This window comes from Vibrio sp. NFR (genome assembly GCF_027587095.1).
GTDB classification, from domain to species: Bacteria; Pseudomonadota; Gammaproteobacteria; order Enterobacterales; family Vibrionaceae; genus Vibrio; species Vibrio harveyi.
Genome location: NZ_JAPPTN010000005.1, coordinates 128090 through 141218 on the forward strand (window position 1 = coordinate 128090; position 13129 = coordinate 141218).

A 13129-nucleotide genomic window follows, 5' to 3' on the forward strand; every position below is an offset into this window, starting at 1 on the left:
TCTTGGCGTATTCGAGCCGACTTGAAGGAAAGATGCATGGCGATCACATTCGAAAATGCGTTAGGTGTACATCCAGAGGCACTTAATTTTCGCGTTCAGCGTACCAAAGTCCTCGCCAGTAACCTAGCAAATGTTGATACCCCAGGGTACTTGGCAAAGGACCTGAGCTTCACCACCGTGATGAACAATATGTCGACGGGAAGTGTGAGCAAATCAGTGCCGAAGTTTCAGGTAGAGGCGCAATATTCAGTGCCTTACCAAAACAGCAAAGACGGCAACACCGTGGAACTTGGTGTTGAACAAGCCAAATTCACACAAAACAACATGGACTTTCAAACCAGCCTGACGTTTCTCAACATGAAATTCAGTGGCTTGGCGAAAGCGATTGAGGGACGTTAAACATGTCATTTACTGATATCTATTCGATCACTGGCTCAGCGATGACGGCGCAAACCGTTCGTCTGAACACGGTAGCCAGTAACCTTGCAAACGCCGATGCGGTGTCTGCCAACCCAGATGATGCCTACAAGGCACTTAAACCTGTGTTTGCAACTGTGTATCAAAAAACGCAAATGGCAACAGAGAACAGTGCTTATCCAAATGCAGAAGTTCGCATTGTGGATGTTGTGAAAAATGCAGGGCAGGCAGAGAAGCGCTTCGAACCTAATAACCCATTGGCAAACGATGAAGGTTACGTGTACTACCCGGATATTGATGTGGTGTCAGAAATGGCAGACATGATGTCAGCGACACGCAGCTTCGAGACCAATGTCGAGGTATTGGCGAATGTGAAAAGCATGCAGCAAGGTCTGCTTCGATTAGGGCAGGGTAGCTAATGAGTATCGCACAATACACCCCACTGTCTTCCGATAAGCCGGTAACAACCAAGTCTGGCAGTGACGCAAGTGTTTCCGCCAACCCATCAGATATGAACAGTGCCAGCTCACTGCAAAATGAGTTTATCTCGTTGATGGTGGCACAAATTCAAAACCAAGACCCACTAAACCCGTTAGACGGAACCGAGTACGTTGGTCAACTTGCGCAGTTTTCTCAGGTGCAGAGTACCGAAAACATGTCGAAGTTAATGCAAAACAGCATGGTGTTACTCGACAACATGCAAGTGCTTTCGACCGCTGGTTTGGTTGGTCAAACCGTGTACGTTTCATCGAATGAGTTTGAACTCGGTGAAGGCGCGCAAAACGGCAAGATAGAACTAGAACATGGTTCTAACCAAGTAACGCTAGTGGTGAAAGACCAGTTTGGTCAATCAACGAAAGTGCCTCTTGGCGCGCACGCTGCTGGTGATTTGGAATTCTCCATTAATCCTGAAGAGCTCGGTTTGAAACCGGGTAAGTACACCGTTGCGGTGGAAGTTCAAGATGGGCAGAAAAGCCCTAAAGTTTTGCTGGCAGGCACGGTTGAGCAGGTTCGTATTCCAAGCTCAGGTGGCTCAGCACTGGTCAATGTTCAAGGCGTTGGCAACGTTCCTTTCTATCAAATTACTCAGTTTGGTGCTTAACCAAATAAGGAAATCAGAGGTTATTTATGAGTTTTAACATCGCACTTAGTGGTCTGGACGCGACCAATACAGAATTGAACACCATCAGTCATAACATTGCTAACGCATCGACGTATGGTTTCAAAGGCGGTCGTACTGAATTCGCGGCGGTTTACAACGGCATGCAGCCAGGCGGCGTAGAAGTGGCGTCAATCTCTCAGAACTTCGAAAAAAACGGTTCTGTAACGGGGACTGGCAGAGCAATGGACCTAGCAATTAACGGCAACGGTTTCTTTGTGACCAAAGACTCTATGGGTCAAATGCTCTACACCCGTGCTGGTGTATTTAGCACAGATAAGAACAATTTCGTTACCGCGAACAACGGAACCAAACTACAAGGCTACAGCGTTGACAACAATAATAACCTGCAAACAGGTTCAGTCGGCGATATCAAGGTATCCACTTCTTCTCTGAGTGCTAAAGCAACAAGCAGCTTAGAATTTGTTGCTAACTTCGATGCAAGTGCGACCAAGATTGATCAAGCGGTTTATCCATTTAATTCTTCGGACCCTAAATCATTCAACTCTTCTTACACCACCAAGGTTTTCGACTCGCTAGGCAATTCCCATACGGTGACTCAGTACTTCACTAAAACGTCAGATAACGAATGGCAAGTGAATGTAGAAGTGGATGGCGCGCCTACGACTCCTGCAACAGCTCAAACCGTTCAATTCAATACCGATGGTACGCTGGCTTCTCCTGCTGGCGCATTTAATGTGGCATTCCCAGCCGCGGGTGCAAACGCAATGAGCGTTGATATTAGCCTTTCAGGTAGTACTCAGTTTGGTGCTGCATTTGGCGTGAGCACCAATAATCCAAATGGTTACACATCGGGTGAACTTGCTGGCGTTAGAGTGGAAGACAACGGCACGGTTTACGCGACGTACACCAATGGTCAATCTCAACTTCAAGGTCAAGTAGTGCTTGCGGACTTTGCTAACACGCAAGGTCTATCGAAAGTGAGCGGTACCGCTTGGACACAAAGCTTTAGCTCTGGTGCGCCGATCATGGGCGTTCCGGGTACAGGTACACTGGGTGACCTTACTCCGGGTGCATTGGAAGGTTCTAACGTTGACTTAACCAGTGAGCTTGTCGCGCTAATGACGGCGCAGCGTAACTACCAAGCGAACGCCAAAACCATCTCAACCAACGACAAGCTAACTCAAGCTCTGTTCAACGCAGTGTAATGGGAGTATTGCATGGATAGCTTGTTATTTACTGCAACGTCTGGTGCGAGCCGAGTTCTTAAGGCTCAGCACGTTCGTTCTAACAACTTATCGAACGCCGATACTGCTGGTTTCCGTGCGGATATGGAACGTGTACGAAGCGTTGAATTACAAGGTGCGGGCTTTGATGGTCGCACCATGGTGGTGACGAACTCTGCATCGACGCGTTTTGATTCTGGCGACATCATGAAAACGGGACGCCCCTTAGACGTTGCGATCATGGGTGAAGGCTACCTAACAGTAGAAACACCGGCTGGAAATGAGGCTTACACGCGTGCGGGTAACATCAAAATCGATACGTTTGGTGCCATGAGTATCAATGGATTTCCCGTTGTAGGTGAAAACGGACCAATGATCGTGCCTGATTTTCAAAAGATTGAGATCAGTGAGCGCGGTCGCGTGTCTGTGATCCCACCGGGCGGTGGTGCAGAAGTTGAAGTTGGCACTTTAAAAATGGTGAAACCTGCCATTAACCAACTTCAGAAAGAAAGCGACAGCTTACTGCACAGTGTTGATGGTGTGCCTTTTGTTGCTGATGAAACGGTGCAATTGGCACCAGAGCATATCGAAGGTAGTAACGTTTCAGCCATCGATGAACTACTCAGCGTGATGTCACTGACGCGCAACTTCGAGATGCAAGTTCGCATGATGAAAACCGCAGAAACCTTGGCGCAAGCCGGAAACAAATTGATGGCAGCGAGATAACACTTTTTGCTCAACGTAAATCGTGCTTCTAGATAATTCCTGCCACAAAGGAGATAACCAATGCATTCAGCATTATGGGTAAGTAAAACGGGCATGGCAGCTCAAGATACAAAAATGACTGCCATCTCGAACAACCTAGCAAACGTCAACACGGTCGGCTTTAAGCGTGACCGAGTAGTGTTTGAAGACCTGTTCTACAGCATTCAGCGTCAGCCAGGCGCGCAAGTTGACCAAGTTAACGAGCTACCAACCGGTGTTCAGTTGGGTTCTGGTGTTCGTGTCGTGGGGACGCAAAAAGTCTTCACACAAGGTAACACACAAAACACGACTGGTGAGTTCGACTTGGCGGTAATGGGTCAGGGCTTTTTCCAAATCGAAAACTCTGACGGTCAGATCATGTACACCCGAAATGGTCAGTTCCATATCAACTCAGAAGGTTTGATGGTGAACAGTCAAGGTCTACCACTAGAGCCTCAAATTCAGATCCCAGATAACGCCATTTCATTCTCTGTTGGTGTGGATGGCACGGTAACAACTACGTCAGCAGATGACCCGACGCCGCAGCAACTAGGGCAAATCACTCTGGCTAAGTTCATTAACCCTGCGGGCTTAGAAGCAGTGGGTGGCAACTTGTTCCGTGAAACAGCAGCAAGCGGACCAGCTGACGAGTTAATCGCAGGTGAAGATGGCGCGGGCAGCATTAAGCAAGGGGCTTTAGAAGGCTCTAACGTGCAAGTTGTTGAAGAGATGGTCGACATGATCACAACTCAGCGCGCATACGAAATGAACGCAAAAGTCGTTTCTGCAGCGGATGACATGCTGAAGTTTGTCGCACAGGCAATGTAGGTAAGAAATTGGTGATGATGAAGGAAAAAGCAATGAAATGGCTTTCGAAAAGTTGGGCAGTTGCCGTCGTGTTGCTGGTGGGATGTGCTGGGCGTCAGGAGTTTATTCCGCCTGAACCAAATGCAGAGGAATACGCGCCGCCGGTGTTGGATTACACCTTGCCAGAAGCAAACTCAGGTAGCCTTTATCGTCACCAATACACCATGACGTTATTCCAAGACCGACGTGCCTACCGTGTTGGTGATGTCTTGACGGTGCAGCTATCGGAAGAGACGGAATCCAGCAAAAAAGCAGGCACTAAGTTTGGTAAAAGCTCCACTGTAAATTTTGTTGCGCCAACCATTGGCACTAAAACCATCGATGAATTGGGTGTAAGCGTGGACGGTAGCCGTAATTTTGATGGCAGCGCTTCTAGTTCACAGGGCAACAAATTACAGGGTGCAATCACGGTTACTGTGCATGAAGTGCTACCAAATGGTGTGCTTCGTATTAGCGGTGAAAAGTGGTTGCGACTTAACCAAGGCGATGAATTTATTCGCCTAACTGGCATCGTGCGTGTTGATGATATCAACCGTAGCAACCAAGTTTCTTCTCAGCGTATTGCAGATGCTCGTATCACCTATGCAGGTCGCGGCGCATTAGCTGACAGCAATGCAGCTGGGTGGCTGACGCAGTTCTTCAACAGCCCATGGGTACCATTCTAATGAAGCCAATTAACGCATTCTTTTCTTCTTTCCTATTGGCATTGACCTTGGGACTTCCTGCCACTTCGCAAGCTGAAGTGGAAATTCCGATCATGGACTTGGTGGATGTTCAGGGCATCCGAGAAAACCAATTGGTCGGCTACGGTTTGGTAGTGGGCTTGGCAGGTCAAGGTGACCGGAACCAAGTTAAATTCACTGCTCAATCGATTACCAACATGTTACGCCAATTTGGTGTACAAATTGATGACAGCATGAACCCGAAACTACGTAACGTTGCATCGGTGAGTGTTACTGCATCGGTAGACCCAATGGCGGGACCGGGTCAAACACTCGACGTCGTAGTCTCTTCTATTGGTGACGCGAAAAGCTTACGTGGCGGTACGCTGTTACTTACACCACTGCGCGGTATTGATGGTGAAGTTTATGCCATCGCTCAAGGTAGTGTGGTAGTTGGCGGCTTATCGGCAGAAGGCAAAAGCGGCTCCAAGGTAGAAGTGAACACACCAACTGCAGGTCGTGTTCCAAACGGTGCAACGTTGGAGCGAGAAATCGAAACAGACTTTAACCAGCGTGGTGAAATCACGTTAAACCTTCGTAAACCAAGTTTCACTACCGCAAAAAACATCGCCCGCGAAATCAACAACACCTTTGGTCCAAATGTAGCGAAAGCAATCAACAAAGCACGCGTTGAAATGCGAGCACCAATGGATACCCAGCAGCGTGTAACCATGATGTCGATGCTAGAAGAGATGAGCGTGGAAGAAGGTCGTAAACCGGCTCGAATTGTTTTCAACTCTCGTACTGGCACCGTTGTCATCGGTAAAAATGTCAAAGTGGGCGAAGCGGCAGTTAGCCACGGTAACTTGACTGTCCGTATATCGGAATCGCAGCAAGTTAGCCAGCCGAACGCCTTTGCTGGTGGTGATACAAAAGTCATAGATCAAACGCAAATTAACGTTGATGAAGAGCTTGCGCAAATGGTGATATGGCCGCCGGGAACGGAGCTGAACACCATCGTCAATGCAGTGAATAGCTTAGGTGCGACACCGACGGATCTGATGTCGATTCTGCAAGCACTCAGTGAAGCGGGTGCGTTGAATGCCGAGCTTGTCGTGATTTAAGGGGTTTGAGATGAAATTAGATACCAGTAACGATCAAGCCAAACTGAGCTCCATGTTGTATCACGACAATAGTGCGCTAGCGAACATCAAGAGAAGCCGTGATCAAGAAGGTGCCTTGGAAGTGGTTGCAGGTCAGTTTGAAGCCATGTTTCTGCAAATGGTGCTTCGTCAAATGCGCAGCAGTAGCGACGTGTTGGCTGACAAAGACAGTCCGTTTGCTAGCCAACAACAAGGTGTGTTTCGCGATATGTATGACGGTCAACTGGCAATGGAGCTTGCTAAAAAGCAAAATGCGGGCATTGCCAATATGCTGGTTCAACAGCTAAGCCCATCAATGCGTGAGGTAGCATTCGACCAATCACGCAGTATCTCTTCGGCGAATGATGGAAAAGTGACCTCGCTTGAACGCAAGTCACAACTTGAAAGTGATGATATCGCCACAGTCACTGATGCAGTTAATTCCGTGCAGCAAGTGGTCGCCTCTGTTAAACAAGTGCTCGGTGAAGCCGGTATGACGACCGCGTTTACTCAGCCGCTGATCAGAAAAATGGAGCTGTAAATGAACCTTGTTAATATCGGCCTTTCAGGCTTGAACGCAAACCAAGTCGCACTTGAAGTGACGGCACAAAACGTGGCAAACATCAATACGCCAGGATACAGCCGTCAACAAGCGCTTATGGCATCTGTAGGGGATGGCAAGTACAACAAGCTCAGTCCAGGCATTGGTGTTGAAGTCACAAGTATTCGCCGCGTAACAGACCAGTTTTTGGTCAAACAGACTTGGTCGACAAACAGCCTAGCGTCATACTCAAGTGGTTACACTACCGCAATGAGCCAGCTTGAAAGTACGCTTGGCGCTGATGGTTTTAGTATTTCTGCGGGCTTGGATTCGCTTAACGCAGCTTTGAATGATGCCACAGTAAAACCAGAATCAATTCCATACCGTCAGCAAATTATCAACGAATCAGAAGCGTTAGCGCGTCGCTTCAATACGTTAACCGAGTCGCTTCATAATCAGCATAAAGACATGAGTGAGCAACGTAATGCGGCGTTAAATCATGCCAATAGCTTGATGACGAACATCGCTCACATAAACAAACAGATTGTCGAAATGCAGGGAACGGGCGGTAACCCAGCTCAGCTAATGGATACTCGTGATGTTTTGATTGGTGAGCTCTCTCAGATCGTTGAAATCAAGACAACGGATCAAGCTGATGGAAGCATGCAAGTGACACTCGCTTCAGGTCAGCCTTTGGTGATGGGGACTGATTACGGTCAGCTAACGTCGAAGCCAAATCCTTCCGATCCTTATCTTGCTGATTTAAATGTTGAGTTTGCTTCTCAAAGTTTTGGTCTCGATCAATCTGTCGGCGGCAAATTGGGAGCGATTAACGACTATCAAACAGAAATCCTAATGCCAAACCAAGTGGCACTAGACGATATGGCGAAGGCGATGGCAGACGAGTACAACGCGGTACTTGCGACGGGTAAAGACCTTAAAGGTAACCCGGGCAAACCTTTGTTCAGTTACGACCCTGCAAACCCTTCATCTAGCTTAAAAATTACGGGAATCAGCGCAGAGGAATTGGCATTCTCAAGTGATGGTGCGCCAGGTAATGCCGACGTACTGAATAACTTGATTAAGTTGAGCAACAAACCGGTCGCCATTACAGGTTTTGGTTCTTTGAGCTTGAACGATGCATTTACCGCAATGGTTGGTGAAACGGCGATTAAAGCGCGCCAAGCTGCGGCAGATTATGAAGCAAAAACCGCAATGAACAAGCAAGCTCACGCGGCACGCGATAATGTTAGTGCGGTTAACAGTAATGAAGAAGCGGCGAACTTGATGACGTTTGCTAACGCACACAATGCCAATATGAAAGTCATTAGCACAGCTAACCAACTTTTCGATGCTGTATTGCAGCTTTTCTAAAGGGAACTCGATATGCGAATCAGTGACACTCAATTTAGCCAAATGATGCTGCAAAGTCTGCAAACCAACAACGCAGGCTTGGGGAATGTGCTACAACAAATGTCGACAGGTAATCGACTGACGAAGCTTTCAGACGATCCAATGGCGTCCATTAAGCTACTGAACCTTGAGCGTGAAAACAGCGCAATCGGTCAGTACCAAAGCAATATTGCCAATTTGAAAACGACGCTTTCTGCGCAAGAAACACATTTGGATTCTGTGAATGAAAGCCTGAAAAGTGTTCGCGATTTGGTGCTTTGGGGGGCAAATGGCTCGTTAACCGATGATGACCGCAGCGGCATGGTTACCGAACTAAAAAGCTACCGAGATGCCATACAGTCTTCCTTTAATGCACAAGACGAAGAAGGTCATTACTTGTTTTCAGGCACCCAAACCGACAAACCAGCGGTGAGTAACGGGGGCGGTGTTTACCAAGTAGACGGCAACAGCGATAAGCGTGTTGTGACGGTTGCTAAAGGCGTCACCATGGAATCCAACATGACTGCTAAAGACATTTTAGAGCTTGGCAGTGGCGACAATGTGCTGAACCAACTTGATGCTTTAATTGCAGAATTTGAGAAGCCGAGTCCGAATTTTCGAGCTGAAGTGGACGCTAGCCTTGCTGCCATTGATGATACCTCTGCAAACGTATTAGGTGCTATCACAGAGATTGGTGGACGCCACAACAACCTAGATCTGATGGATGGAGCTCACGGCGAAAACAAGCTGTTTGTTGATAAAGTGACGAACGATTTGTCTGCGCTCGATTACGGTGAAGCATCAGTACGTTTGAGCAACTACATGGCAGCGTTACAAGCAACGCAAGCTAGCTACGTTAAGATCAACGATCTCAACCTGTTTGATCGTATTTAAGGAAGTTTTATATGGTGATGAGCACAGTAGAGGTAAGACCCCACAGTATACGCTTAGGTGGGCAAGAACAAGCCTCTATCATGCCGACCCGCTCAGCGGATACGAGCAGTGCGATTAAACCGCGTCCTAGGCAAGTTCAGGCTGACACCGCGTCAGCCTATTCTGTTTCCGGTATTCAGCTTACTCAAGGTCAGCAACAAGCAACCGCTGTGCAGATCGCATCAAAATCGCTGCAAGTGATTGGTAGAGAGCTGACTCAAATTAAGCGAGGTTTGACCCAAGCCGTTAGCCAAGGCACACAGAACGTCCCTGGTTTGCAAGACAGCTTAGTTCGCTCCAAAACGTCCATTCAACAAGTGGTTGATCAGGCGCGTTTTGATGGACAAAAGGTGATTGATAACGAACTGCACCTAAAACTGGATAAAGCCGATATTCGCCGCTTCTCTATCCCGGGTTTGAACGTACATCGTTTGAGTGAAAAAGCAGAGCAAATTCGCTTGGATTTTCCGCAGGGCCAATCGGTGATGATCCAGTTTGACGGTCAGGCGGATGGTGCGCGTACGGTGAAAATGCTCGATCGCAGTTTGATTGCGATGGGAATGCGCTCATCACTGGCGGAAGACGGCACTATTTTATTTGAAGCGCGCGATACTGCTTATCAGCAAATGCAGCAAAAGGTATTGGTGACGGGTGAAGGGCATCGATTCCCAGCGGGACACGCCAATGTTCTGAACCTAAAATCGGAACCTGACGGTATTGCAGAGTTAAGCTTTGACCTAGGTTCTCGCGATGGCATCAAACAAACTATTGCCAAGGTGAATCAGCATTTAAGACAAGTGCAAACTAGCTTGGAAGAAGCGAAAGCTTTTCACGGTGAGTTGAGTGCTCAGATGCGTTCGGTGCAAAGTAAATCTAACCAGATGAGTGCCGAGGATGTGAATTCGAAACTCGATGGATTTATGGCAACGTCAGATCAATTTACCTCAACGTTCCAAGCGCTAAATGCACAAGCGAATGTGCGTCGCCATACGGTTGTGGCGCTCCTGAAATAACCTTTCAAGAACACTCCAAGATTCCCTTCTCGATTCTATATGTGGTTTCAAAAACCAGAAAAGAGTTGGGAATCGCCTTTCTAGTTCGCGATTAAAAGAGAGATTCCTGACACTTAATTCCTCAACTCTGAAAAGACGATCATTAGGCGCGTATTCCGCTTTAGAATTCGTCAACCGCTCATTACTTTTCTGGGTCATTCCCGAGAGCGACGAAGGAGCGACGCCGGGAATCTCTTTCTTTGTTCAAACACTATTCTACTTGCTCAACAGGTCCTGCAACCGAACGATGGAGTTTTTGGAACAACCACCCAAGTCCAATCAGTGACGCCCCCAACCCCAAGAAGCTAACCGCTCGCCAGAAGCCATCTAGTGAGCTTACATCCCACAAGAATACCTTAAGCGCGACGCACGCCAACACTGCCAAACCAATGCGTTGAATCGTCATCGCTTTACGTGTTGCGCCTACCCAAGTGAGTAAGCCGCCGACAATCAAACCAGCAATCGAGTAGGTAAACAGCTCTGCCATACCCGTTGGTTGAGCTAGTGTCATCGAGATAGGCTGCCAGAATTGGCGAATCGACATACCTAGCCAAGCTGCCGCTAAGATAAGACCAAAGCTAGCAACAATAGGACGTGGGATTTGCAATGTGTTCCAGTGTTTGTAAGTGGTTACTAGCAAAATAATTGCAGGCAGTAGCCAGCCGAGTGATAGCATGTTAAACACAGGCATGGATTCAGCGGAAACATTATTGACCATCAACGGTGATTCAAGGCTATTGAGTAGCATCACCAACACAACAAAGACCCCCCAAAGTAGGTAGCTGTAAGCTTGATAAACACGTTCTAATTGTTGCGCGAACTTGCTGCGATAGCTGTAAACCAATCCCATCACTAATGCTTGGTTGGCAAACACAATGGCAGAAGTGAAATCGACGTAGCCAAGGTAGCCGTATTGCCCCGTCAGCCAGTAGTTGGTCTGAGTGAACACTGCCATCAAGAACACGTGTAAAAATGCACCTTCAAACCAATTGGCGAGTTCTGTATCTGAGTGATGTAATACAGTACGAGCGTAAGCAAGAATCGCCAAAGACGGCAAGTAACTGATCAATACCCAAGCCCAGTACCCAGCATTAACGGGTTGCCACTCTGGAATGAATGGTAGCAAAGTCAGACGCATGACCAAGATCCCCATGGTAACTTTCACTGCCCAACTTGCAGGGCGGAACAGGTTGGCTTGAGTCTGTAATGCCATTACTGCCACTTGAATCGAAATGGCAGTCGTAAGCCATGTGTCATTGAGCCAAACAAAAGCCGTTCCTGCAATGATGGCGTGCATGATAGCTGAACATTCCAGCGCCAGAGCTTTGAATTTCTGTCCGAGTAAGGCGTAATAAACCGCAATCACGGCGGTGAAGAGTGTCCAAGCAAAAACATGACGACTCATAAACTCGTACGCGTAGAGCAGGGTAATCAATGTCATTGCTGGGGCAAGAACAAGGAAGAGGATACCCGTCAGCCGTGAGTGATCACCTGCTAGGGTCTGGAATAATGTTCGCAGTGCAATCAACGCAATACTGACACCAAGCGCAACCAATACTGGTGTTTGCCCCTCTGCCATATAGATAGACTCAAGCGCGATAGAAAGCAGCATGATTGCGGTAGAAGCCACCAACATTGATGGTAAAAAGATTCTTAACGACCAAGCCTTTCGAACGGCTGGTAGCCAAATCATGGCAATAAAGAACACATAGAAGTAAACCATCTCTGCGGTATCAACGCTAGACATGCGAGCCAATGCCGACAGCATTAACAACGTGACAGCCAGAGCAATGCCTGTTGGCGGATGTGTCCACTTACCTTGGCAATGACGGTAACGCGGTTTGAGCATCCAGCCCATTCTTGGTACGACAAACAACAGGTACAAACTGAGTGAAAGGAAGAGCGTAAGCCAAGAGAATAGTTGCTCTATTGGTATGCTTTCGATCAGCAGAAGCATCCACAAAACATGCGGCACGGTCATCGATGGTGAAATCCAAGCGTGTCGGATCTTTTGCATTAACAAAGTCGCTGCAACTGAAATCGCAGTGATATAGCCCGCGAGCAAGTAATAGTTGGGCTCTGCGCCGCCAATCCACAGGGGCGCGGAGTAGCCGCCGATCAAACCAAGTACAGCCATTAAAGGTCCCTGGCGCAGGGAGAGAGCTAAGCTCGAAAATGCGGCGCCCGCTAAGATCAGCAGCGATGCACTAGGCGATAATAGTTGATAGAAGACAAACGCAAAGATCACCGTGCAGTAAATCCCTGTTAACCCTGTTCCGGTAATGGCAGCAGGTACGTAAGTAAAACCTTTCGCTCGTTCTGCTCGGTCTGAGGATTTTTGCTCACGGCGATGGAACCACTCACCTGCTATCACGGTAGCAAGGGAGATTGAGAATGCGATGGTCACGCGCATGATTGGTGAGAACTCGATATGACTGCCAATCACTTGCACGAGATAACCGCCACCAATCAACATGGCGAGTGCGCCAACCCAAACCAACCAATTTTCTTGGATGTTGCTCAGCAGTTTATTGGCTTGCTTCTCAAAAACGGATTCACTGCTATGGGCTAAACCACCAATGTGCACTTCGTCGAGTGACGGGAGGCTCGGCTCAACAATTGGTTGTGGCACTTCTTTGGCTGCTAGAGACGCAGTTATTGGCTCTGGCTCTGATTTAGGCTTCGGATCATTAGGTGGTACGGGACTGTCTGGTGGTGTTGACGCATGCAGTGTTGCAGTAACCTTATGCTCAGGCTGTGGAGTCGCTGATGTATCTCCCTCAAACCAACGCGCACGCAGCTCTGTCAGTTCTTTATGAAGCAGAGACACTTCGTCTTCGAGCCTTGATATTCGACCGACTGCTTTCCATGTGATGACTATGGCACAAACCGCCAAGATGACCGCCAATGAGATTAACAACTGTTGCACTCCCTTCCTTGTTTGAGAACCCTTAACTTTGAGCAACTTAGCTAAGTTTAGTTCACTGTGTGGCAAGCTAACGGGATATATACCCAAGTGACTTCAAGATGCAG

Annotated in this window: 13 protein-coding genes; 12 read left to right on the forward strand and 1 reads right to left on the reverse strand. The window is 47.9% G+C overall.

Going from position 1 to position 13129, the window contains the following annotated elements; all coding sequences use genetic code 11:
- Nucleotides 1–36 precede the first annotated feature (36 nt).
- The 12 genes from flgB to OH463_RS11360 are packed head-to-tail and all read left to right on the forward strand — an operon-like array spanning nt 37 to nt 10057.
- Entirely contained in the window at nt 37–399 is a 363-nt protein-coding gene (gene flgB / locus OH463_RS11305; RefSeq protein WP_005445380.1) for a flagellar basal body rod protein FlgB, read from the forward strand.
- A 2-nt stretch (nt 400–401) separates the two neighbouring features.
- Complete coding sequence (flgC, locus tag OH463_RS11310) at nt 402–836, forward strand: flagellar basal body rod protein FlgC (RefSeq protein ID WP_005445378.1); 435 nt, start codon at nt 402–404, stop codon at nt 834–836.
- Nucleotides 836–1519 (forward strand): flagellar hook assembly protein FlgD, encoded by a 684-nt coding sequence (gene flgD, locus OH463_RS11315; protein WP_005445377.1) that lies wholly within the window; start codon nt 836–838, stop codon nt 1517–1519. Before flgC ends, flgD begins: the two co-directional genes overlap by 1 nt.
- A 26-nt stretch (nt 1520–1545) precedes the next feature.
- Nucleotides 1546–2745, forward strand: a complete 1200-nt coding sequence (flgE, locus tag OH463_RS11320) for a flagellar hook protein FlgE (RefSeq protein ID WP_269991264.1) — start codon at nt 1546–1548, stop codon at nt 2743–2745.
- Nucleotides 2746–2757: 12 nt separating this feature from the next.
- Nucleotides 2758–3489: a flagellar basal-body rod protein FlgF gene (gene flgF, locus OH463_RS11325; protein WP_029789141.1), complete on the forward strand. Its 732-nt coding sequence runs from the start codon at nt 2758–2760 to the stop codon at nt 3487–3489.
- A 60-nt stretch (nt 3490–3549) separates the two neighbouring features.
- Entirely contained in the window at nt 3550–4335 is a 786-nt protein-coding gene (flgG, locus tag OH463_RS11330; protein WP_005445374.1) for a flagellar basal-body rod protein FlgG, read from the forward strand.
- Nucleotides 4336–4367: 32 nt separating this feature from the next.
- Nucleotides 4368–5039: a flagellar basal body L-ring protein FlgH gene (flgH, locus tag OH463_RS11335; protein ID WP_009696916.1), complete on the forward strand. Its 672-nt coding sequence runs from the start codon at nt 4368–4370 to the stop codon at nt 5037–5039.
- A complete protein-coding gene (locus tag OH463_RS11340) occupies nt 5039–6160 on the forward strand; it encodes a flagellar basal body P-ring protein FlgI (protein ID WP_005445371.1) in 1122 nt (373 codons plus the stop codon). The genes flgH and OH463_RS11340 overlap by 1 nt, the downstream gene beginning before the upstream one ends.
- A gap of 10 nt (nt 6161–6170) precedes the next feature.
- The gene (locus tag OH463_RS11345) at nt 6171–6719 is read left to right on the forward strand and encodes a rod-binding protein (RefSeq protein ID WP_005445370.1); all 549 of its coding nucleotides are present in this window, start codon (nt 6171–6173) and stop codon (nt 6717–6719) included.
- Nucleotides 6720–8093: a flagellar hook-associated protein FlgK gene (gene flgK / locus OH463_RS11350; protein ID WP_005445369.1), complete on the forward strand. Its 1374-nt coding sequence runs from the start codon at nt 6720–6722 to the stop codon at nt 8091–8093. It begins immediately after the preceding gene.
- Between the two features lie 12 nt (nt 8094–8105).
- A complete protein-coding gene (flgL, locus tag OH463_RS11355; RefSeq protein WP_005445368.1) occupies nt 8106–9005 on the forward strand; it encodes a flagellar hook-associated protein FlgL in 900 nt (299 codons plus the stop codon).
- Nucleotides 9006–9016: 11 nt separating this feature from the next.
- The gene (locus tag OH463_RS11360) at nt 9017–10057 is read left to right on the forward strand and encodes a flagellin (RefSeq protein WP_050933714.1); all 1041 of its coding nucleotides are present in this window, start codon (nt 9017–9019) and stop codon (nt 10055–10057) included.
- A 250-nt stretch (nt 10058–10307) separates the two neighbouring features.
- Here the strand turns inward: OH463_RS11360 and OH463_RS11365 are convergent, their stop codons facing one another.
- Complete coding sequence (locus OH463_RS11365) at nt 10308–13025, reverse strand: DUF2339 domain-containing protein (RefSeq protein WP_269991265.1); 2718 nt, start codon at nt 13023–13025, stop codon at nt 10308–10310.
- Between the last annotated feature and the right edge of the window lie 104 nt (nt 13026–13129).

What these genes read in the sequence shown, in the direction of transcription:
- OH463_RS11340 (WP_005445371.1), top strand. Translation starts at nt 5,039, where the DNA reads ATGAAGCCAATTAACGCATTCTTTTCTTCTTTCCTATTGGCATTGACC.
- flgG (WP_005445374.1), top strand. Translation starts at nt 3,550, where the DNA reads ATGCATTCAGCATTATGGGTAAGTAAAACGGGCATGGCAGCTCAAGAT.
- flgD (WP_005445377.1), top strand. Translation starts at nt 836, where the DNA reads ATGAGTATCGCACAATACACCCCACTGTCTTCCGATAAGCCGGTAACA.
- flgL (WP_005445368.1), top strand. Translation starts at nt 8,106, where the DNA reads ATGCGAATCAGTGACACTCAATTTAGCCAAATGATGCTGCAAAGTCTG.
- flgB (WP_005445380.1), top strand. Translation starts at nt 37, where the DNA reads ATGGCGATCACATTCGAAAATGCGTTAGGTGTACATCCAGAGGCACTT.
- flgH (WP_009696916.1), top strand. Translation starts at nt 4,368, where the DNA reads ATGAAATGGCTTTCGAAAAGTTGGGCAGTTGCCGTCGTGTTGCTGGTG.
- OH463_RS11360 (WP_050933714.1), top strand. Translation starts at nt 9,017, where the DNA reads ATGGTGATGAGCACAGTAGAGGTAAGACCCCACAGTATACGCTTAGGT.
- flgF (WP_029789141.1), top strand. Translation starts at nt 2,758, where the DNA reads ATGGATAGCTTGTTATTTACTGCAACGTCTGGTGCGAGCCGAGTTCTT.
- flgE (WP_269991264.1), top strand. Translation starts at nt 1,546, where the DNA reads ATGAGTTTTAACATCGCACTTAGTGGTCTGGACGCGACCAATACAGAA.
- OH463_RS11345 (WP_005445370.1), top strand. Translation starts at nt 6,171, where the DNA reads ATGAAATTAGATACCAGTAACGATCAAGCCAAACTGAGCTCCATGTTG.
- flgC (WP_005445378.1), top strand. Translation starts at nt 402, where the DNA reads ATGTCATTTACTGATATCTATTCGATCACTGGCTCAGCGATGACGGCG.
- flgK (WP_005445369.1), top strand. Translation starts at nt 6,720, where the DNA reads ATGAACCTTGTTAATATCGGCCTTTCAGGCTTGAACGCAAACCAAGTC.